Annotated in this window: 20 protein-coding genes, 1 riboswitch and 1 other annotated feature; of the genes, 14 read left to right on the top strand and 6 right to left on the bottom strand. The window is 44.6% G+C overall.

What is annotated here, in order from left to right; genetic code table 11:
* Positions 1-44: 44 nt before the first annotated feature.
* From ACED46_RS01930 to ACED46_RS01920, 3 genes are all read left to right on the top strand, one after another.
* Positions 45-1400 carry a replication-associated recombination protein A gene (locus ACED46_RS01930; protein ID WP_017060249.1) on the top strand — a complete coding sequence of 452 codons (1356 nt, stop codon included), beginning with the start codon at positions 45-47 and terminating at the stop codon, positions 1398-1400.
* Positions 1401-1542: 142 nt separating this feature from the next.
* Entirely contained in the window at positions 1543-2850 is a 1308-nt protein-coding gene (gene serS, locus ACED46_RS01925; RefSeq protein ID WP_017060250.1) for a serine--tRNA ligase, read from the top strand.
* Positions 2851-3071: 221 nt separating this feature from the next.
* On the top strand, positions 3072-3338 hold the full coding sequence (locus ACED46_RS01920; RefSeq protein WP_136981604.1) for a DksA/TraR family C4-type zinc finger protein: 267 nt from the start codon (positions 3072-3074) through the stop codon (positions 3336-3338).
* Positions 3339-3462: 124 nt separating this feature from the next.
* Here ACED46_RS01920 and bioA read toward each other — a convergent pair whose 3' ends face one another.
* On the bottom strand, positions 3463-4740 hold the full coding sequence (gene bioA, locus ACED46_RS01915) for an adenosylmethionine--8-amino-7-oxononanoate transaminase (RefSeq protein ID WP_371720813.1): 1278 nt from the start codon (positions 4738-4740) through the stop codon (positions 3463-3465).
* A gap of 159 nt (positions 4741-4899) precedes the next feature.
* Between bioA and bioB the strand changes: the two genes are divergently transcribed.
* Genes bioB through bioD form a run of 4 tightly spaced genes read left to right on the top strand, consistent with a single transcriptional unit; the run spans position 4900 to position 8634 of the window.
* Positions 4900-5952, top strand: a complete 1053-nt coding sequence (gene bioB, locus ACED46_RS01910; protein WP_016792500.1) for a biotin synthase BioB — start codon at positions 4900-4902, stop codon at positions 5950-5952.
* Complete coding sequence (gene bioF / locus ACED46_RS01905; protein WP_371720839.1) at positions 5939-7150, top strand: 8-amino-7-oxononanoate synthase; 1212 nt, start codon at positions 5939-5941, stop codon at positions 7148-7150. Before bioB ends, bioF begins: the two co-directional genes overlap by 14 nt.
* Entirely contained in the window at positions 7151-7954 is an 804-nt protein-coding gene (bioC, locus tag ACED46_RS01900; protein ID WP_371720812.1) for a malonyl-ACP O-methyltransferase BioC, read from the top strand. It abuts the gene before it with no gap.
* Positions 7951-8634: a dethiobiotin synthase gene (gene bioD / locus ACED46_RS01895; protein ID WP_371720811.1), complete on the top strand. Its 684-nt coding sequence runs from the start codon at positions 7951-7953 to the stop codon at positions 8632-8634. The genes bioC and bioD overlap by 4 nt, the downstream gene beginning before the upstream one ends.
* Before the next feature lie 114 nt (positions 8635-8748).
* Here bioD and ACED46_RS01890 read toward each other — a convergent pair whose 3' ends face one another.
* Complete coding sequence (locus tag ACED46_RS01890) at positions 8749-8916, bottom strand: hypothetical protein (protein WP_017060256.1); 168 nt, start codon at positions 8914-8916, stop codon at positions 8749-8751.
* 277 nt (positions 8917-9193) lie between these two features.
* Between ACED46_RS01890 and htpX the strand changes: the two genes are divergently transcribed.
* Positions 9194-10057 carry a protease HtpX gene (htpX, locus tag ACED46_RS01885; RefSeq protein ID WP_029235495.1) on the top strand — a complete coding sequence of 288 codons (864 nt, stop codon included), beginning with the start codon at positions 9194-9196 and terminating at the stop codon, positions 10055-10057.
* Between the two features lie 314 nt (positions 10058-10371).
* Here the strand turns inward: htpX and purB are convergent, their stop codons facing one another.
* The 3 genes from purB to mnmA form a co-directional block, all read right to left on the bottom strand.
* Positions 10372-11742 (bottom strand): adenylosuccinate lyase, encoded by a 1371-nt coding sequence (purB, locus tag ACED46_RS01880; protein WP_371720810.1) that lies wholly within the window; start codon positions 11740-11742, stop codon positions 10372-10374.
* Positions 11743-11885: 143 nt separating this feature from the next.
* Positions 11886-12503 (bottom strand): high frequency lysogenization protein HflD, encoded by a 618-nt coding sequence (gene hflD, locus ACED46_RS01875; protein WP_017060259.1) that lies wholly within the window; start codon positions 12501-12503, stop codon positions 11886-11888.
* A 43-nt stretch (positions 12504-12546) separates the two neighbouring features.
* Entirely contained in the window at positions 12547-13683 is a 1137-nt protein-coding gene (gene mnmA, locus ACED46_RS01870) for a tRNA 2-thiouridine(34) synthase MnmA (protein WP_017060260.1), read from the bottom strand.
* A 204-nt stretch (positions 13684-13887) separates the two neighbouring features.
* Here mnmA and ACED46_RS01865 point away from each other — a divergent pair, with 204 nt between their 5' ends.
* The gene (locus tag ACED46_RS01865; RefSeq protein WP_371720809.1) at positions 13888-14157 is read left to right on the top strand and encodes a hypothetical protein; all 270 of its coding nucleotides are present in this window, start codon (positions 13888-13890) and stop codon (positions 14155-14157) included.
* 102 nt (positions 14158-14259) lie between these two features.
* Complete coding sequence (locus ACED46_RS01860) at positions 14260-15564, top strand: inosine/guanosine kinase (protein ID WP_017060261.1); 1305 nt, start codon at positions 14260-14262, stop codon at positions 15562-15564.
* 188 nt (positions 15565-15752) lie between these two features.
* On the opposite strand, the gene ACED46_RS01855 is transcribed toward ACED46_RS01860, so the two are convergent.
* Positions 15753-16163, bottom strand: a complete 411-nt coding sequence (locus tag ACED46_RS01855; protein WP_017060262.1) for an H-NS family nucleoid-associated regulatory protein — start codon at positions 16161-16163, stop codon at positions 15753-15755.
* A gap of 364 nt (positions 16164-16527) precedes the next feature.
* Positions 16528-16705, top strand: a riboswitch (Lysine riboswitch).
* Positions 16706-16817: 112 nt separating this feature from the next.
* Between ACED46_RS01855 and ACED46_RS01850 the strand changes: the two genes are divergently transcribed.
* The 4 genes from ACED46_RS01850 to hisC all read left to right on the top strand — a co-directional run bounded on the left by ACED46_RS01850 (position 16818) and on the right by hisC (position 22037).
* Positions 16818-18410 (top strand): Na+/H+ antiporter NhaC family protein, encoded by a 1593-nt coding sequence (locus ACED46_RS01850; RefSeq protein WP_017060263.1) that lies wholly within the window; start codon positions 16818-16820, stop codon positions 18408-18410.
* A 190-nt stretch (positions 18411-18600) separates the two neighbouring features.
* Positions 18601-18736 (top strand) — a sequence feature (His leader region).
* Between the two features lie 53 nt (positions 18737-18789).
* Complete coding sequence (gene hisG / locus ACED46_RS01845) at positions 18790-19686, top strand: ATP phosphoribosyltransferase (RefSeq protein WP_017060264.1); 897 nt, start codon at positions 18790-18792, stop codon at positions 19684-19686.
* A complete protein-coding gene (gene hisD / locus ACED46_RS01840; protein ID WP_017065318.1) occupies positions 19686-20987 on the top strand; it encodes a histidinol dehydrogenase in 1302 nt (433 codons plus the stop codon). Before hisG ends, hisD begins: the two co-directional genes overlap by 1 nt.
* 9 nt (positions 20988-20996) lie before the next feature.
* Positions 20997-22037, top strand: coding sequence for a histidinol-phosphate transaminase (gene hisC / locus ACED46_RS01835; RefSeq protein WP_017060266.1), 1041 nt, complete (start codon positions 20997-20999; stop codon positions 22035-22037).
* Positions 22038-22102: the final 65 nt, after the last annotated feature.

Raw genomic sequence — 22102 nt, 5'->3', positions numbered from 1 at the left:
GGTAGTACGTCGATAGGCATTAATGCCATCAACGAATCAAGAGATTGCAATTGAGTAATTACAGCTTAGATTTTGCGGGGGACGAAGATTTTCGTCCCCTTGCTGCTCGTATGAGACCGGAAACTGTCGAACAGTACATCGGTCAGCAGCATATATTAGGCCCAGGTAAACCACTTCGCAGAGCGTTGGAAGCGGGCCATATCCACTCGATGATTTTGTGGGGGCCTCCGGGCACCGGTAAAACGACGTTAGCCGAAGTTGCAGCAAACTATGCGAATGCTGAAGTGGAACGCGTATCGGCGGTAACCTCGGGCGTAAAAGACATTCGTATTGCAATTGAAAAAGCGCGCGAGAACAAGCAAGCAGGGCGCAGAACCATCCTGTTTGTGGACGAAGTCCATCGCTTTAACAAAAGTCAGCAAGATGCTTTTCTGCCTCATATCGAAGATGGCACCGTGACCTTTATTGGTGCGACGACAGAAAACCCATCTTTTGAACTGAACAACGCTTTGTTGTCACGTGCGCGTGTCTACAAACTGACGTCCCTGAACACAGATGATATTTCTCTTGTCATTCGCCAAGCGATTGAAGATAAGCAACGTGGGTTAGGTGATGTGCCTGTTGATTTTGCTGATAATGTTTTAGATCGCCTTGCAGAACTGGTTAACGGCGACGCGCGTATGTCGCTTAACTACCTTGAACTGCTGTATGACATGGCAGAAGACAACGATAAAGGCGAGAAAGCGATAACCTTGCAGTTGTTGGCTGAAGTGGCTGGTGAGAAAGTCGCTCGTTTCGATAACAAGGGTGATATTTGGTACGACCTAATCTCCGCGGTTCATAAGTCAATTCGTGGCTCAAACCCTGATGCGGCCTTGTACTGGTCAGCACGAATGATTGCTGCGGGTTGTGATCCTTTGTATATTGTTAGACGCTTGCTGGCGATTGCTTCTGAAGATATCGGTAACGCTGATCCTCGCGCCATGCAGGTAGCGATGTCGGCTTGGGATTGCTTCACGCGCATTGGCCCTGCTGAAGGGGAGCGTGCGATTGCGCAGGCGGTTGTTTATCTCGCATGTGCACCAAAGAGTAACGCCGTTTACACCGCGTGGAAGCAAGCGTTAACAGATGCTCACAATCTTCCTGAATATGAAGTGCCGCATCATTTGCGAAATGCACCGACAACTTTGATGAAGGACATGGGCTACGGGCAAGAATACCGTTATGCTCATGACGAACCAGGAGCCTACGCCGCTGGTGAAAAGTATCTGCCTCCTGAAATGGGAGAGAAGCAATACTATTTCCCAACAAAACGAGGCTTAGAGACCAAAATTGGCGAGAAGCTAGATTATCTGGCGGATTTGGACGCAAAAAGCCCACAAAAACGCTATGAAAAGTAGTCTTTTTTGGATATCGTTACCTAGTCATAAAATTTCAATTAAATCGTTATAAATTGGTCGAAATAACACCAGTTTTAGGGGTTTAGCAGTGATTCAGTAGCAAGCTACTGAATATTCAAATAACTAAAGCATAGGATTAGCAATGCTGGATTCTAAATTACTTCGAGCTGAGCTGGATGAAACAGCGGCAAAATTAGCACGTCGAGGCTTCACCCTTGATGTAGAGACAATTCGTGAACTTGAAGAAAAACGTAAGTCCCTTCAGATGAAAACTGAAGAGCTACAAGCGTTACGTAACTCTCGATCGAAGTCCATTGGTCAAGCGAAAGCAAAAGGCGACCATGAAGAAGCTGAGCGTATCCTTGCAGAAGTAGGCAACTTAGGCGCAGAACTAGACCAAGCTAAAGTAGCATTGGCTGATCTTCAATCTGAGCTAGAAACGATCACAATGTCTATTCCTAACCTACCTGATGCAGAAGTGCCAGATGGTAAAGATGAAGACGATAACGTAGAAGTTTCTCGTTGGGGTCAACCTAAGACTTACGACTTTGAAGTGAAAGATCACGTCGATCTTGGCGAAATGTCTGGCGGTCTTGATTTTGCTAGCGCAGTTAAAATCTCGGGTTCTCGTTTCATCGTGATGAAAGGCAAATTTGCACGTCTACACCGTGCTATTGCTCAGTTCATGCTGGACCTTCACACTGATGAGCACGGCTACACAGAAATGTACGTACCGTATCTAGTGAACCACGATAGCCTTTACGGTACTGGTCAACTTCCTAAGTTCGGCGAAGACTTGTTCCACACAAGCCCGCTAACTGAGCAAGTAAGTGACGTACCTCTTAAGACTTTATCGCTTATCCCTACTGCGGAAGTACCGGTAACGAACATGGTTCGTGACACGATCACTGATGAAGCTGAACTGCCACTTAAGATGACAGCTCACACGCCGTGTTTCCGTTCTGAAGCGGGTTCTTACGGTCGTGACACTCGTGGTCTTATCCGTATGCACCAATTCGATAAAGTTGAATTAGTACAAATCACTAAGCCAGAAGACTCAATGGCAGCGCTTGAAGAGCTAACTGGCCACGCTGAGAAAGTACTTCAACTTCTAGAGCTTCCTTACCGTAAAGTGATTCTATGTACAGGTGACATGGGCTTCGGTTCTGCGAAAACTTACGACTTAGAAGTATGGGTTCCAGCACAAGAGACTTACCGTGAGATTTCTTCTTGTTCAAACATGTGGGATTTCCAAGCGCGTCGTATGCAAGCTCGTTTCCGTCGTAAAGGCGAGAAAAAACCTGAACTTGTACACACACTAAACGGTTCTGGTCTTGCTGTTGGTCGTACTATGGTTGCTATCCTTGAGAACAACCAAGAAGCAGATGGCCGTATTGCTATCCCAGAAGTACTTCAACCATACATGGGCGGCGTAACGCACATCGGTTAATTAGATTGATTAAGCATTAGGTTACTTATAAAACCCAGCCAACAGGCTGGGTTTTTTATTGCCTTTAGAATAGTGCAGTGGCGAGAAATAAATAATTTTTGTTACCTATGTGTAATAGTGTTTTATTGATTTTGATAATTATTACAATCCTTAAATGTGGCTATAATATGCTCTTACCGCGGTAGGTATAGATTTTCTCGTTCAAATACTGAGGAGGGCTTATGGCCGTAGGATGGGCTGGTGACGATAGTGTCAGCCAGCAAATACAAAATACCATTGATGATGAGATCTCTCGTGTAAGAGGAAACCTTCGAGGTGGTGAGGGTTTGCGTTATTGTTATGAGTGTGGTGATGAGATTCCGGAACAAAGACGACGCGCGATCAAAGGCGTTCGTTTGTGTATAGAATGTCAGTCAATATTAGAGCATGACGCACATCGACATTCATTGTTTAACCGTCGAGCAAGTAAAGATAGCCAATTACGTTAAACTGACGGTTACCTTCAAGCAGTTAAGGCCTTACTTTTATGTAAGGCCTTTTAGTTTAATTAAATGATTTATTAATGAAGATATATAGAAATAATCGTCGCTCTTGTTTAGAGCAATAAACGCCTTATTTAAAGCAATGAGTATTTTGTAATGCAGTGTCGATAGCAGCGACCAATTGCTCAATATGTTGTGGTTTGATAATAAACGGAGGCATCATATAAATTAGCTTACCAAACGGACGGATCCAAACGCCTTGCTCTACAAAGTGAGCTTGAATGGCTTCCATATCGACGGGTGTGTGAGTTTCAACGACGCCAATAGCGCCTAACCAACGCACGTCTTTAACCAGTTCATGTTCTCGCAACGGTGGTAACAACTCAGAAAAGAGCTGTTCAATCTGTTGAGTCTGATTTTTCCAATGGCCTTGCTCGATGATGGATAAACTTGCCGCACCGACTGCGCAAGCCAATGGGTTGCCCATAAAGGTTGGCCCATGCATAAAGCAGCCTGCTTCACCGCCACATACCGTGTCAGCAACTTCCTTACTCGCAAGCGTCGCTGACAATGTCATATAGCCACCAGTTAAAGCTTTGCCTACGCATAATATGTCCGGTTGAACATCGGCATGCTCACAAGCGAACAGTTTCCCTGTGCGGCCAAATCCGGTCGCAATCTCATCCAAGATCAGCAATACGTTGAATTCATCACACAGCAAGCGAACTTGTTTTAGGAACTCAGGGTGGTAGATGCGCATGCCGCCAGCCCCTTGAACGATAGGCTCTAAGATCACCGCTGCGACTTCTTGATGGTGTGCTGCCAGCTTTTCTCGAAAACTATCGATGTCACTTGAGTTCCACTCATCCCAAAAGCCTGTTTTTGGCGAATCAGCGAAAATATGTTCCGGCAAAAAGCCTTTGTAGAGGCTGTGCATCGAATTGTCAGGGTCGGTCACTGACATCGCCGCAAAGGTATCACCGTGGTAGCCATCTCTTAGTGTGAGGAACTTTGAACGAGGTTGTCCTTTAGCGTGCCAATATTGCAATGCCATCTTGAGGCTAACCTCTACGGCAACTGAACCTGAATCGGCCAAAAATACATGCTCAAGATTACTTGGCGCGAGATTCAAAAGCTTCTTACATAGATCGATAGCGGGCTGGTGGGTGATGCCACCAAACATAACGTGTGAAACCTTATCGATTTGACTATGAGCTGCAGCGTTTAGCTCTGGATGATTGTAGCCGTGGATGGTTGACCACCAAGATGACATACCATCAATAATTCGTTTTCCGCCTTCTAATTCTAGGTGAACACCGTCTGCGTTGGTGACTGGATAGCAGGTCAGAGGTGTTAACGTTGATGTGTAGGGATGCCAGATATGCTGGCGATCAAAGGCGAGATCCATAGTAACTTCCATTCTTGGTGTGATTAAAAAATAACCAGATGTAAACTTTTGATATTATCAATGTGTTGACAGTCTAAAGCTTGTCGGTAGACTAGCCAAGCATAAATGCAATCTCTATTGATAGAGATGAAACATCAAATAATAAAAAAGGATCGACACGTGGAAGTTCGTCATGACTGGACAGTTGCTGAAGTAACAGCACTGCTTGAAAAACCGTTTATGGATTTAATGTTTGAAGCTCAAGTGGTTCATAGACAGTACCAAGAGCACAACCACGTGCAGGTGAGTACGCTTCTATCGATTAAGACTGGTGCTTGTCCTGAAGACTGTAAGTATTGTCCTCAAAGTGCTCACTACCGAACGGATGTCGACAAAGAACGCCTAATGGAAGTAGAGCGTGTTTTGGATGCGGCGCAAAAAGCCAAGAACGCGGGCTCGACTCGTTTCTGTATGGGCGCGGCGTGGAAAAACCCGAAAGAACGCGATATGCCTCACTTGACTGATATGATCAAAGGTGTGAAAGGTATGGGTCTAGAAACCTGTATGACACTAGGCATGTTAACCCCTGATCAAGCTGGCGAGTTAGCGGATGCAGGCTTGGATTACTACAACCATAACCTTGATACGTCTCCCGAGTTTTACGGCAGCATCATCACCACTCGTACTTACCAAGATCGTTTAGATACGCTATCTCACGTACGTGATGCCGGTATGAAGATCTGTTCTGGTGGCATTATTGGTATGGGCGAAAGTACCAATGACCGTGCAGGCCTGCTGGTAGAGCTAGCGAACCTTCCGGTACACCCTGAGAGTGTGCCAATCAACATGCTCGTGAAAGTGAAAGGCACACCGATGGAAAACGTCGATGATGTTGAATCTTTTGACTTCATTAAGTTGATTGCGATTGCTCGTATCATGATGCCAATGTCAGCGGTTCGTCTATCTGCAGGTCGCGAGAATATGAATGAACAGATGCAGGCGATGTGCTTCATGGCTGGCGCGAACTCTATTTTCTACGGTTGTAAGCTACTGACTACGCCAAACCCAGATGAAGACACGGACATGCAGCTGTTTAAGAAGTTAGGCATCAACAGCCAACAAGTGGCTCAGAAGCCTGATGAAATTCAAGAAAACGAACTGTTAGATCAAGTAGTGGAGCGCGTTGCTGCTCGTCCAACGAAAGATGACATGTTCTACGATGCCACTGTTTAAATCCCGTATCAAAGATGCCCTTGTTCAACGCCGTGAGCATGGGCTAACTCGTCAACTTAAAGTGCTCGAAAACAGTAATGGTCCTTTGCTTAATTGCGAAGGTTCTCGCTTTATTAATTTTTCGAGTAATGATTACCTAGGCTTGGCGAACGACCCTGAATTGGTAGAGGCGTGGCAAGCGGGGCTTTCCCTTTATGGTGCTGGCAGTGCGGCATCGCCATTGGTCACGGGTTTTAGTCCTGCTCATAGAAATTTAGAAGCTCAACTGTGTGAATGGTTGGGCTTTGAACGTGCGATTCTCTTTAGTTCTGGTTTCAGTGCGAACCAAGCCTTGTTGTTTTCTCTGCTCGAAAAAGACGACTCTCTGCTGCAAGACAAGCTTAATCACGCCTCTTTGATGGAAGCGGGGATGCTTTCTCATGCAACCATGAAACGCTTTAAACACAACGACACGCAGCATCTAGAGTCTCTATTAAGCCGATCTCTACAATCCTTGGTCGTCACTGAGGGCGTATTCAGCATGGACGGCGATCAAGCGCCTCTCAGCCAGATATCTAACCTGACTCATCAATACGACAGTTGGTTGGCGGTTGATGATGCCCACGGTATCGGCGTATTAGGTGATAAAGGAGCTGGGAGTTGCAGTGCAGCACAAATCTCCCCCGATATTTTGGTGGTGACCTTTGGCAAAGCATTTGGCGTTTCTGGTGCTGCGATTCTTTGTTCGTCAGAAGTGGGTGATTACTTAACTCAGTTTGCTCGTCATCATGTGTACTCGACGGCGATGCCACCTTCACAAGCGGTGGCTTTATCTCATGCCTGTAAGATGACTCAAACTCAAGAGTGGCGCCGAGAAAAGCTGACTGAGTTAGGGTCTCTCTATGCAGAGCAGGTGAGCGGCTTGAAAGGCTTTGTGGATACTCAGACTCCGATTAAGCCATTTGTGATAGGTGAAGCACAAGCGGCATTATCAATAGCTGAAGAGTTAAAGCAAAACCAAGTTTGGGTGACCGCAATAAGGCCGCCAGCCATACCTGCTGGAACTGCTCGATTACGAATCACGTTAACAGCTAACCATAGCCCAAAACAGATTCTCCAGTTAACCAGGTCGTTGCATCAAGCCATTGAACGAAACATCGACTTAAGCACTGAACCGGGTATCCATCCAAGCTTTGAATCAAATAAAGAGGCTCAGTAAATGTCACAAGAAGCAGTAGTGCATAATTACGTTGGCCAAGATAAGAGTGCGATTGCCGAAGCCTTTGGTAAAGCGGCAACAACCTATGACAAACACGCTGAATTTCAACGCGATGTTGGCCACCGATTACTGGATAAATTACCCAGCGATCTGTCAGGCTTTAAGGTGCTGGATCTAGGTTGTGGTACTGGCTATTTCTCCGAGCAACTTGTAAAACGAGGCGCCGAAGTGGTTTGCGCTGATCTTTCTGTTGGAATGCTAGCAACAGCAGAGAAGCGGTGTGGTGCATCTGTATCTTTATATCAACAAGCCGATGCCGAACAATTGCCGTTTGAAGATGGGTGCTTTGACATCGTTTTCTCTAGCCTTGCGTTGCAATGGTGTGACGATTTGTCGTCGCCTTTGAGAGAGATGAAGCGTGTTACAGCGGCTGGTGGGCGTGTTATTTTCTCAACTTTGCTTGATGGGTCGCTGTTTGAACTGAAAAAGTCGTGGTCCAAAATTGACGCACATCAACACGTTAACCGTTTTATTACAATCAATAAGGTAAAAATTGCGTTAGCGCAATCTAGCTGTACCGTTCATCAACTAGACTTGCCCACCATCACCGTTTGGTACGACACTGCGTTTGAACTGATGCGCGACCTTAAAGGTATCGGCGCTAATCACGTAAGTGGTCGCTCACAAGGTTTAACAAGTCGTCGCATGTTGCAGCTTGTTGATCGGGAATATCGAGAGTTTAAGAACCATCAAGGTTTCTTACCAGCAACATATCAAGTTTGTTTAGGGGTTATTCAATTATGATTGATGCATTATTCATTGCAGGTACGGATACCGAAGTGGGAAAAACTGTGGTTTCAAAAGCGATTCTTCAAGCTTTGGCCGCACAAGATTTATCAACAATTGGTTACAAGCCAGTTGCTGCAGGGAGTGAAAAATCCCCTGAAGGACTACGTAATAGTGATGCACTGCATCTTCAAGAAGCGGCGACGCAAGATATTGCTTACGAAGACGTCAATCCATACGCGTTGTTGCTACCATCATCGCCTCACATCGCTGCTAAGCATGATGGTGTTGTAATTGATGAGGCGGTATTATCAGCGAAGCTAGAAGAGCATAAGAAAAACTCTGACATCGTGTTAGTTGAAGGTGCTGGTGGTTGGCGAGTCCCGGTTTCAGACGATGAATATCTTTCTAGCTGGGTTAAAAAAGAGCAACTGCCAGTGGTACTGACTGTGGGTATTAAACTTGGTTGTTTGAGCCACGCTCTATTAACGGCAGAAGCGATTCGTGCTGATGGCCTAAACCTAGTAGGTTGGGTCGCAAACCGTATCAATCCAGGTACTGAGCACTACGCAGATATTATTGCGATGCTTGAAGATAAGTTAGGTGCACCAAAGTTAGGTGAGATCCCTTACGTACCAAAAGCGAAGTCTAAGAATATTGGCAAGTACATTAATGTACAGCCATTGCTTGAGCGTTAATTACCACGTTATGTACTAAATAAGAAAAGGGCTGCGATTGCAGCCCTTTTGCTATTTTAAGCCTTTAGACCTTGAGTTGATAAACAACCGGTCTTTTAATAAACAAGCTTAGAACTAATGTTCTTTAGTCAGTCCCATTAAAGCTTGCTGAGTTTCTGTGATTTTTGTCTGTGCCGTTTGCGGTGTTAGGATTCCAACCTGCTTTTTCGCTTCTTCTTCAGTAATCCCTAGGTGACAGCACAGTAAATCGATAGCCATTTGAGTGTTAGTACCTTCAACCATGATCCTTTCCTTTTTGTACATGGACTAGCCAATAAATCATCTGAAGTCACTGTAAACGGATTGTTATATCGACACCATACGACTTAGGTCTAATAGAGTGGATTTAATTCGGATATGGTCTCGTAATCAAATGTTGCAATTTAATGCTTAACCTTGTTTTCTTAATCTAAGACTATATGTATAAGTAAGTATAAGTCTTCAAGGTTGGAATCTATTGCTGTCTGCCTTGTCTATAACAATAAGTTTTATAAAAACAGCTTTCATGCGGAGATAAGTAATGAAGCGAGTAATGTTGTTCCTTGCAACTAACCTAGCGGTTGTATTGGTACTAAGTGTTGTTCTTAATGTTGTATACGCAGTTACAGGTATGCAACCCGGTAGCCTCTCAGGTTTATTGGTGATGGCTGCGGTATTTGGTTTTGGCGGCTCATTCATTTCATTAATGATGTCGAAGAAAATGGCGCTACGCTCGGTAGGCGGCATGGTCATTGAAAGCCCACGTAACGAAACAGAACATTGGTTGATGGAGACGGTAAGCCGTCAATCTCAACAAGTTGGTATTGGTATGCCAACAGTGGCGATCTACGATTCGCCAGACATCAACGCATTCGCGACAGGTGCTAAGCGTGACGATTCATTGGTAGCAGTATCAACAGGCCTGCTGCACAACATGACGCGTGATGAAGCTGAAGCAGTATTAGCGCATGAAGTGAGCCACATAGCGAACGGTGATATGGTGACCATGACGTTAATGCAAGGTGTAGTGAACACGTTCGTTATCTTCCTATCTCGTTTCATCGCCAACATTGTTGCGTCGAATGACAACGAAGAAGAGGGTGGCAGCAACATGATGGTGTACTTCGGTGTGTCTATGGTGTTGGAATTGGTATTTGGTTTCTTAGCAAGCTTCATTACGATGTGGTACAGCCGTCATCGTGAATTCCATGCCGATGCAGGTGCAGCGAACCTAGTAGGTAAAGAGAAGATGATTGCAGCGCTAGAGCGCCTAAAGGTGAGCCATGAGCCACAACTAGAAGGTTCTATGATGGCATTTGGTATCAACGGTAAGAAGTCTCTAACAGAGCTTCTAATGAGCCACCCGCCGCTAGACAAGCGTATTGCTTCTCTACGTAACATGTAATCGCTACGTATTCTTCAGTCGCTAATCGACAAGATACATTTGAAAGGCTTCCTTCGGGAGGTCTTTTTTGATCTTGGCATCTAAGACAGTAAGTATTCGAGGAATAGGTGTCTGGCGATAGAGGGTTACTGGTGATGAAGCATTACGATATTGATTGGTTGATATCGCACGGATTGAGATGAGTAGGGTAATGATACTGGGTTGCTTTGTATTATTTTGCTGACGTCTCTTGTGCTCAATACACTTTGTTCCGCTCAACAAAAAGGCTTCCACATGGGAAGCCTTAGTCTATTCTGTGATTCGAAATTCGAATATTACAGCTTGTCAGTTAGCTCGATTGCTTGACCGATGTAGTTTGCTGGAGTCATCTCTTTCAGACGAACTTTCTCGTCTGCAGGAATCTCAAGACAATCGATGAATGCACGCATGCCTTCGCCATCTACACGTTTACCACGAGTTAGCTCTTTTAGCTTCTCGTATGGTTTTTCGATGCCGTAACGACGCATTACTGTTTGTACTGGTTCAGCCAATACTTCCCAGTTCTTGTCTAGTTCAGCAAGTAGCGCAGCGCGGTTAACTTCAAGCTTGCTAATACCTTTCAGAGTCGAAGTGTATGCAATGATTGCGTAGCCAACACCCACACCTAGGTTACGAAGAACCGTAGAGTCAGTAAGGTCACGCTGCCAGCGAGAAACTGGAAGTTTTTGTGCAAGGTGGCTGAATACTGCGTTCGCTAGACCAAGGTTGCCTTCAGAGTTTTCGAAGTCAATTGGGTTAACTTTATGCGGCATTGTCGAAGAACCGATTTCGCCAGCAATAGTCTTCTGCTTGAAGTGACCAAGAGCGATGTAGCCCCAAACGTCACGGTCGAAGTCTAGAAGGATAGTGTTGAAACGAGCAATTGCATCGAATAGCTCAGCGATGTAATCGTGAGGTTCGATTTGAGTTGTGTACGGGTTCCAAGTTACGCCAAGAGATTCAGTGATGAACTCTTCGCTAAACTGGTGCCATTCAACTTCTGGGTATGCAGAAAGGTGTGCGTTGTAGTTACCTACAGCACCGTTGATTTTCGCTAGGATCTCAACGTTTTCGATTTGCTTGTATTGACGTTCCATACGGTACGCAACGTTAGCCATCTCTTTACCCATAGTAGAAGGAGAAGCTGGCTGACCGTGTGTACGAGACAGTAATGGAATATCACGGTACTCGTTCGCAAGTGCTTTGATAGCATCAATTACGTTACGGATTTCTGGAAGAATCACTGTGTCACGAGCTTCTTTAAGCATAAGCGCGTGAGAGGTGTTGTTGATGTCTTCAGAAGTACATGCAAAGTGAATAAATTCGTTTACAGCGTGAAGTTCAGGAACGCCAGCAACTTTCTCTTTCAAGAAGTACTCAACCGCTTTAACGTCGTGGTTAGTCGTGCGCTCGATCTCTTTGATACGTAGAGCATCTTCTTCGCTGAAGTTAGCGGCTAGTTCATCAAGAAACTGGTTAGCTTCTGCACTGAACGCTGGTACTTCTTTGATTGCATCAGTTGCTGCAAGCTTTTGTAACCAACGAATTTCAACGATAGAGCGGTACTTTAGTAGTCCAAACTCACTAAAGATGCTGCGTAATGCAATAGTCTTACTTCCGTAACGGCCGTCTACTGGTGAAACAGCAGTCAATGCTGACAGTTCCATGGTGTTCTCCTGAATTGAGTTTTCTAAATTTTGAGAGGTTTATACCAGTAACAATCTCAATTGTCACGCACATTGCGCAATCGTTTGCGTGAGAGTTGTGTTGATACAAAAAACAAGCTCGCGACGAGGCGCGAGCTAATAAACTACATTCGAGCTAGTAGGATTTGAGCCTGCTCGATCATCTTCTTACGACCGAAGATAAGGTGGCGACGTTTACCGCCAACTTGACGCCATAACACAGCGCTTCGAATCCCTGATAGAAGCAGTGCGCGAACCTTATGTTGGCTCGATGTCTGCTGAAGTACAGACGGAGTACCAGAAACCTGAATGCGAGGGCCGATAGGGCTGACGACATCAAGGTAGATACTTGCAAGGTTGCTGATCATTTGCTCGTCAAACAGATCAAAGTGTTCAGTTTGGCGCTCTGCAGTTTGAATGCGGTCACCAAGCTGAGACATAGAGTCGTTGCGAGAAGACAGCTTACGCTCAAGCGCCATCAAGCTGATGATGTAACGCGTGATATCGCTACCTGCTGGAGTACTATCGATACCTTTTACTAAGCACTCAAGGCCAAGCTTTAGGTTCGCTTCACGTCCAAATACGCCCACGGTATTCGATGGGTTGGTATTTAAAATGGCACTGAGTGAAGCTTCAAAGGCATCTTTATCACAATGGCCGTCTTTCGCTACTTGTTGAACCAAAGCCACAGCTTGGCAAATTCCGGCGAAAGCAATAGTACGGTCATAAAGTGTATTAGCCACGTAGTAACTCCTAGTTGTCTTCTATCGTTTGTCGTTTGATTGATTAGATGCGCTTTTCGATGATACCACCACCAAGACATACTTCGCCTTGGTAGAACACTGCAGATTGACCTGGGGTCACTGCGATTTGTGGCTCATCAAAAATAACCTTAATGTTCTCATCATCAATTGGGATGATTGTACAAGGAATATCTGTTTGACGGTAACGTGTTTTTACCGTGCATGTCATAACTTCAGTAATTGGTGTGCGATTTACCCAATGAAGTTGAGATGCGATCAAGCCTTCTGATTTCAGAAGAGGGTGGTCTTTACCTTGTACTGCGATAAGTACATTACGCTTAAGGTCTTTTTCACCAACAAACCATGGTTCTTCGTTACCGCCACCACCTTTAGTGCCGCCAATATGAAGGCCTTTACGCTGACCTAGCGTGTGGTACATCAAACCTTGGTGTTGACCAATCACTTGGCCTTCAGGTGTTTCGATGTTACCCGGTTGTGCTGGTAGGTATTTGCCTAGGAACTCAGTGAACTTGCGCTCACCGATAAAGCAGATGCCTGTTGAATCTTTCTTCTTAGCTGTGATCAAGTCTTGCTCTTCAGCAATACGTCGCACTTCTGGCTTCTCTAATTCACCGACAGGGAATAGGCTGCGTGCCACTTGATCTGAGCTTAGCGTGTATAGGAAATAACTTTGGTCTTTGTTGCTGTCTAGACCGCGTAGCATTTCTGGTTTTACGCCAGCATCAAGCTCTTCTTGAGTTGGGAAAGTACGACGAACGTAGTGACCCATCGCAATGTAGTCTGCGTCTAGCACTTCATCCGCAAACTCTAAGAATGCTTTAAATTTGATTTCTTTGTTACAAAGAATATCTGGGTTAGGTGTACGACCTGCTTTGTACTCTTCAAGGAAGTATTCGAATACGTTGTCCCAGTATTCTGCAGCAAAGTTGATAGTGTGAAGGTGGATACCTAGTTTGTCACATACCGCTTGAGCATCAGCAAGATCTTCAGCTGCCGTGCAGTATTCTTCGTTATCGTCTTCTTCCCAGTTTTTCATGAAAAGGCCTTCTACCTGATAGCCTTGTTGCTGAAGAAGATACGCCGATACTGACGAATCTACACCGCCGGACATACCGACAATTACTTTCTTTTCGCTGTTTCCAGAGCTGATATCTGACATGTCTAAACACCGTTACTATTACTTGGTCGCAGATTCTAACAGAAAGAGAAACGCCGTGACAGATCCGAGACCGGAATCACAGTTTCATTTGCACAAATAGTGCGCTGACTTTGTTGGAGAATCGCATGAGAGCGAGGTGAGTCGCTATGATGTCAGAAGTATATGTGGCATAGTCGCTCGAAATCCAAGACCTGAGATAAAAAAATGTCTGAACAAAATGAATTTATGCAAGAAGAAGAGCTGATTGAGATCATCGAGAACCAGCTTGAAGATGGCGAACCAGTGAAAGTGAAAGAGACGTTGATGCGTTTAATGATGACAGGCACTCCACGTGAAGAAGCAATTGCGGCTATGGCATGTGCACTGGCAATTGAAGTATTTGACGTTATGAAAAACGGCGCGGAGTTTAATCAAAAACGTTACGCAGAGCATTTGGGCATGCTGCCTGATTTAAGCTTTATGGAAGCCGAATAAAAAAAACCTTCAGCAAACGTTTGCTATAGTTTGAAAGATTGCCGCGTTAAATATAGCGCGGTAGAATCCGCCACCTATTTCCCCTTGACTTAGACTAGCCCTATGAAATTCCCTGGACAACGTAAATCAAAGCACTACTTTCCGGTTCACGCTCGTGATCCTCTAGTGAGCCAAGCTCAAAGCAGTAAAAGAATGTCACGCACTCATATTATCGGTATTGACCAAACATTGGTGGATATTGAAGCAAAGGTGAGTTCTGAACTTATTGAGAAGTATGGTTTGAGCAAGGGACATTCACTGGTTATTGGCGACGCAGCCGCTGAATCTTTGTATCAAGAATTAAAAGAGCAGTGCCTGATTACCAATGAATACGCTGGTGGCACAATTGGTAACACATTACACAACTATTCAGTGCTAGCGGATGACCGTTCTACACTGTTAGGTGTAATGAGCCAAGATATTAAGATTGGTAGTTACGGTTATCGCTATTTATGTAATACATCAAGCAGAATGGATCTGAACCATTTACAAGGGGTAGATGGCGCAATTGGTCGCTGCTTTGCATTAATTACAGAAGACGGTGAACGTACTTTCGCAATTAGCGAAGGACAAATGAACCAATTAAAACCAGAAAGCATTCCTGAAAAAATCTTCAAAAGTGCTTCTGCTTTAGTTTTAACGGCTTATTTAGTTCGCTGTAAGCCAGGCGACCCGATGCCTGAAGCAACAATGAAAGCGATCGAATACGCGAAGAAATACGATGTGCCAGTCGTTCTTACACTAGGTACTAAGTTCGTTATTCAAGATGATCCAGAATTCTGGAAAGATTTCCTTGAGCAACACGTAACGGTTGTTGCAATGAATGAAGACGAAGCTGAAGCGTTAACGGGTGAAAGCGATCCACTGGCTGCATCAGATAAAGCGCTAGACTGGGTAGACCTTGTTCTATGTACTGCGGGACCTGTTGGCCTATTTATGGCTGGTTATACAGAAGATGCAGCTAAGCGTGAAACGTCACTGCCTTTACTTCCAGGTTCAATTGCGGAATTCAACCGTTTTGAATTTAGCCGTCCTGCGCATAAAGATTTATGTGAAAACCCAACTAAAGTGTATTCGCACATTGCGCCATACATGGGTGGACCAGAAAAGATCAAAAATACCAATGGTGCAGGTGATGCTGCGTTATCAGCTTTATTACATGATATGGCTGCTAATAAGTACCACAAAGAAAACGTGCCAAACTCAAGTAAACACCAACATTCATTCTTGACGTACTCTTCGTTCTCACAAGTTTGTAAATATTCTAACCGTGCTAGCTATGAAGTGTTGGTTCAACACTCTCCACGTTTATCTCGTGGCCTTCCTGAAAGAGAAGATAGCCTAGAAGAAGCGTACTGGGAAAGATAAGTTACTTTCTTTAATCAGTAGTACTATCAGTTGGTTTCTAATACTGATAGTACAAATATAAAAAAGGCTCCGAAAGGAGCCTTTTTTGTTTCTGAATATATTGAAGTCGTAAATAATACTTTGGTCGACTTAAATATTAATTCTATCGCTTAGCGTGTAATTGATTACTCACTAAGTAAACTAAATGTTTAGATAGCAAACTCTTCTAGAGATTTACCAGCATCTAGCTGTTCTTGGATAGCTGAAGGCGTACGGCCTTGACCTGTCCAAGTCTTCTCGTCGCCGTTTGCGTCTACGTATTTGTATTTCGCTGGGCGAGGAGCGCGTTTAGCTTTTGTTGTTTTAGATTTTGCTTCACCAGAAAGTGCAGCAATAAGATCGGCAACATCAATTCCGTCTTTTGCAATTTGTTCAGCAATAGCAGAAAGCTTAGCTTCTTGCTCTGCTTTAGCAGCACGCTCTTCAGCTTCAGACTCTTGACGCTCTTGTACAACAATAGTCAGCTTGTCTAGCGCTTCTTCAAGTTGCTCAAGAGTTAATTCACGTGAGAACGCACGAAGGCTGCGGATATTTAATAGAGTTTTTGTTAATTCAGACATGATATTTTCCATCAAGGTAAACTAAATAATCTTCCTAATAATAAACAGAGCCTAGGAATAAAACAAATAGTATTTCTTCTATTACATATTTAAATATAAAAGTGAGATGAATAGTTGAAAATTCAGAGCAGTATTTCTATTGAATTTATAATAATTATTAAGAATATCTTAAAAAATGATATGTGACAGGTGGAGTAGTCAACTTATGTAGACTATTCTTCTATTGATTAGTTCATTAACAAAAAGCTATTTTTCTCGGAATGATATGTTGCATTGTTGCTCTTGATGAGTACAATTGCGGCTACCTGATGCGAGGTGTTGGTTAATTTGTTGTTAAACTCTGGTTTACACGGTTAATAATGTTATCGCACGTAGAGGTGCAATTATAAAAAGTAACTTCCGTTGGGGTGATGCCAATGAACGGGAATGAAAGGTGTAATTGCCGAAGTAAATTGTATATCTAAGCAATTTGCTGGGGTTGTGCTCAATAGGTACAACACTGCCATAGTCTTAATTTTAAACTATGGAGCGCTACTGTAGGGTTGGGTGAAGTGTTCACTTCCCTTTCGCTTAGTTCAACATGAGCTTGGTCAGCCGTATCAAGTTTGTCTGCAGTAGATCTCTAGCCAAATAAAAAACTGGTTTTTGAAGATCATGAATTTAATAGATTTTGCAACATCACCTTTATCTTTGCTTCCGCCCCTTGTGGCTTTGAGCCTTGCTATTGTTACCCGCCGTGTATTGGTTTCTTTGGGTGTCGGTATCATCATGGGTGCGATTCTACTTGCTGATTACTCAGTAGGTAACGCAGCTAGCTACGTGTTTACTAAAGCATCTGGTGTTTTCATCGAAGATGGTGGCATCAACACTTGGAACATGAGCATCATTGCATTCCTAATTATTCTTGGAATGACAACGGCATTATTAACACTGTCTGGCGGTACTCGCGCATTCGCGGAGTGGGCACAGTCTCGCGTTAAGAGCAAACGTGGTTCAAAACTACTTGCTGCTTTCTTAGGTGTATTCATCTTTGTTGATGACTACTTTAACAGCCTAGCGGTTGGTGCTATCTCTCGTCCTGTAACAGACCGCTTCTATGTATCTCGCGCTAAGCTTGCTTATATCCTAGATTCAACTGCTGCTCCTATGTGTGTGATCATGCCTGCTTCTAGCTGGGGTGCTTACATCATCACGATCATTGGTGGCATCTTAGTGACACACGGTGTGACAGAGTATTCTGCACTGGGTGCTTACGTTCGTCTTATCCCAATGAACTTCTACGCTGTATTCGCACTACTAATGGTGTTCGCAGTAGCATGGTTCGGTCTAGACGTTGGTAAGATGCGTGAGCATGAGATCGAAGCATCTCAAGGCCGTGGCTTTGAAGGTGACAACGATCAAAAGCAAGCTCACGATCTAAACGAAGAGTTAGATATCGAAGAGAGCGAAAACGGTTCAGTTTCTGATCTTGTTATGCCAATCGTATCGCTAATTGTAGCGACAGTGGCTGCAATGCTTTACACAGGCGGCCAAGCGCTGGCTGCTGATGGCCAAGCATTCAACCTTCTAGGCGCATTCGAAAACACGGATGTAGGTAAGTCTCTTGTTTACGGTGGTGTTATTGGCTTACTAGTAGCACTAGCGACAGTATTCAAGCAAAAGCTATCTATGACTGATATCGCAAGAACAATGTGGATCGGTGCTAGCTCTATGTTTGGCGCGATTCTGATTCTTGTGTTTGCATGGACTATCGGTTCTGTTATCGGCGACATGAAAACGGGTTCTTACCTATCGTCTCTAGTAACAGGCAGCATTGATTACCACTGGTTACCGGTTATGTTGTTCCTTCTAGCGGGCGTTATGGCGTTCTCTACAGGTACATCTTGGGGTACGTTCGGTATCATGCTACCAATCGCGGGTGATATGGCTGCAGCATCGGATATCGCACTGATTCTTCCAATGCTAAGTGCGGTTCTAGCGGGTGCAGTATTTGGTGACCACTGTTCTCCAATCTCAGATACGACGATTCTGTCTTCTACTGGTGCTCGTTGTAACCACATCGACCACGTCTCGACTCAGCTTCCATACGCGTTGTCTGTAGCGTTCGTATCGTGCATTGGTTTCATCACTCTAGGTATGACATCTTCAATTGGCATCGCATTTGGCGCAGCGTCTCTAACGTTTGTTGCTGTATGTTTTGCATTGGCTTACTTCTCTCGCTGCAAAATGGCGACGTGCAAAAGCTAAAATTGAAAGTTAATCAGTAAACTATCAGGGAGGCGTTTGCCTCCCTTTTTTGTGCCTGTTAATTTAATTTTAAGTTTCGTGAAAAAAGTTCGAATAAATGGTTGAAAAAGGATGTCAGCTTAGTTAGTGTGGAGACAAGACAGCAAACAACCTAAGAGCTGATAAGTATGCGTAAATTAGTAATGAACATTCATCACCATCATCACCCTATCTAGTCTTTCGGGGAGATTTACGTATACCCGGGAGCAAGATTACTCCCGGAGGTTAAGTCAAAAGAATTTAGATTTAAACCCTCGGGATGACAAAGTCCCCGAGGGTTTTTTAGTTTTAGCGCTTTTAAATAATCAATAAATTCAAATACTTGCACAGGGATACAGCAATGCAGACACAACGCCTAAGAATCGCAATTCAAAAGAAAGGTCGCTTAAGTAAAGAGTGCCAAGACCTACTTAAAAAATGTGGTGTTAAATTTAATATCATGGGTGAGCGCCTAGTGGTTCACTCACTAAATATGCCAATCGACTTGTTACTCGTTCGTGATGACGACATCCCAGGTCTTATCATGGATGGTGTAGTTGACCTTGGTTTCATCGGTGAAAATGAACTAGAAGAAGTTCGTCTAGATCGTGTTGCTCTTAAAGAGCCTTCAGAGTTCCGCACACTACGTCGTTTAGACTTCGGTGGTTGCCGCCTTTCAATCGCTATTAATAAAGACGAAGAATACAACGGCCCACAAGACTTAGCGGGCAAACGTATTGCGACAACCTACCCACAACTACTTAAAGCCTACATGGACGAGCAGGGTGTTGAGTTCAGCACTTGTATGCTAACAGGTTCGGTTGAAGTCGCGCCTCGCGCTGGCCTTGCAGACGCTATCGCTGATTTAGTTTCTACAGGTGCAACGCTTGAAGCGAACGGCCTAAAAGAAGCAGAAGCTATCTTCCAATCGAAAGCAACACTGATTCAACGTGTTGGCGACTTCGACGCAGACAAGACCGCACTGATTGAAAAACTACTGACTCGTATGCAGGGTGTTCAACAAGCGAAAGAGTCGAAGTACATCATGCTTCACGCGCCAACCTCTCAACTAGAGCAAATCAAAGCACTACTGCCTGGTGCTGAAGATCCAACGGTTCTTCCTCTATCTACAGACAAAGACAAAGTTGCCGTGCACCTAGTAAGTACAGAGAACTTGTTCTGGGAAACAATGGAACAGCTGAAAGAGTTGGGTGCAAGCTCGATTCTAGTATTACCAATCGAAAAAATGATGGGGTAGTGACGATGAGAACCGTTGTTTGGCAATCTTTAAGTGAATCACAGCAAGACTCGGTATTAGAGCGTCCAGCTATTACTGAAGGTGCAAACATCACAGCGACTGTTTCTGATGTTATTGCAAAAGTACGAAATGAAGGCGATGCCGCGCTTAAAAAGCTGACTGCAAAGTTTGATGGTGTAACTCCAGAATCTATCCGAGTCAGTTCGGGTGAGATTGAAGAGGCGTGTGCTCGTCTAACACCAGAGATGAAGCAAGCGTTAGAGCAAGCTTATAGCAACATTGCTAAGTTTCACGAAGCTCAAAAGCCGCAGCCAATTAAGGTTGAGACACAGCCTGGTGTTGTGTGTGAGCAAGTGACGCGCGCGATTAATACTGTTGGCCTTTATATTCCCGGTGGCAGTGCGCCACTACCGTCAACGGTTCTTATGTTAGGTGTTCCTGCTCAAATCGCGGGTTGTCGTAAGGTTGTGCTTTGTTCACCTCCGCCAATCGCTGATGAAATCTTGTATGTCGCTAAGCTTTGTAAGATCGACGAAGTTTACAACGTTGGTGGTGGTCAAGCGGTTGCAGCAATGGCTTACGGTACCGAGAGTGTGGCTAAAGTCGATAAGATCTTCGGCCCAGGTAATGCCTACGTTACGGAAGCAAAGCGCCAAGTGAGTAATGACTTCCGCGGAGCAGCTATTGATATGCCAGCTGGCCCATCTGAAGTGTTAGTGATTGCTGATGAAACGGCTGATGCAGACTTCATTGCAGCGGATTTGTTGAGCCAAGCGGAACACGGGCCTGACTCTCAAGTAGTATTGGTAACTCCATCTCCAGTGGTTGCAGACCAAGTAACAGAAGCGGTTCAAAAGCAACTGAAAGAACTGTCTCGTGCGAACATCGCTCAGCAAGCATTGGCTTCAAGCTTAATCATCATTGCTGAATCGATCACTCAAGCGATTGCGATTTCGAATTTCTACGGTCCTGAGCACTTGATCGTTCAAACCAAGAACCCACGTGAATTGCTGCCGTTACTAGACAATGCAGGTTCAATCTTCCTTGGTGACTGGTCTCCAGAGTCTGCAGGTGACTACGCATCAGGTACAAACCACGTTCTTCCTACTTACGGCTATACCAAAACCTATTCAAGCCTAGGTTTGGCTGATTTCTCTAAGCGAATGACGGTGCAGGAGCTAACAGCCGATGGGTTGAAAGGCCTAGCGCCAACAGTAGTAACAATGGCGGAAGCCGAAGGTTTGGATGCACACAAACGCGCTGTGACTATCCGAGTTGAAAAGTTAAATAAAGCGAAATAAGGGTAGGGCATGGAAAAGTTAGCAAGAAAACAAGTTCAGGCTCTAACACCTTACTTGTCTGCAAGACGCATAGGCGGTACTGGTGATGTATGGCTAAACGCCAACGAATCTCCGTTTGATAACGAGTACAACCTGAACTTGTCTCGTCTTAACCGTTACAGCGAATGTCAGCCAAAAGAGCTGATTGATGCTTACGCTCAATACGCAGGCGTGAAATCAGAGCAAACTCTGACAACGCGTGGTGCTGACGAAGGTATTGAATTACTGATTCGTGCTTTCTGTGAGCCGAACGAAGACGCTATTCTTTACTGCCCACCCACTTACGGTATGTACGCAATCAGTGCAGAGACGATTGGTGTTGAGCGTAAGGTTGTGCCTCTGACTTCTGAATGGCAATTGGATCTTCCAGCTATCGAAGCTCAGCTCGACAACGTAAAAGTGGTGTTTGTTTGTAGCCCAAATAACCCAACCGGTAATTTGGTTGATCGCAAAGACATCATCAAGTTGCTTGAAATGACACAAGACAAAGCGATTGTGGTGATGGATGAAGCGTATATCGATTTTTGTCCAGAAGCGTCAACCGTTGATTTGCTTGAGCAATATCCAAACCTAGCGATTCTGCGCACCTTGTCGAAGGCCTTTGCTTTGGCGGGCTTACGTTGTGGCTTTACGCTAGCGAACAAAGAGCTTATCGATGTACTGTTGAAAGTGATTGCTCCTTATCCAGTGCCAATCCCTGTTGCTGACATTGCCGTTCAAGCACTTTCAGAGCAAGGACTCGCGCGAGCTAAGTTCCAAGTTCTGGATTTAAGTGCTAACCGAGCGTATTTGCAGGCGGGTCTATTAGGTATGCCTCAAGTGACGGTTTTTGATGGCTGGGGTAACTACTTACTGGTGAAATTCCCGAACGGCGATGAGTTATTTAAAGCGGCTTGGGATACGGGCATTATTTTGCGTAATTCACCTATTGAAGACTGTGTTCGTATTAGTATTGGTAACCGCGAAGAGTGCGAAAAGACACTTGGATTCATTCGTAACTTTTATCAGTAACGAAAGGCTTACCAGTAATAACATTTGCCAGTTTGAGTTGATTAATCGCAGATTGGCAAGTGAAA

This window comes from Vibrio sp. 1S139, from assembly GCF_041439475.1.
In the GTDB taxonomy this organism is placed as follows: Bacteria; Pseudomonadota; Gammaproteobacteria; order Enterobacterales; family Vibrionaceae; genus Vibrio; species Vibrio crassostreae_C.
The sequence above is the reverse complement of the archived record's forward strand: the minus strand, read 5'-3'. Positions and strand labels throughout refer to the sequence as shown.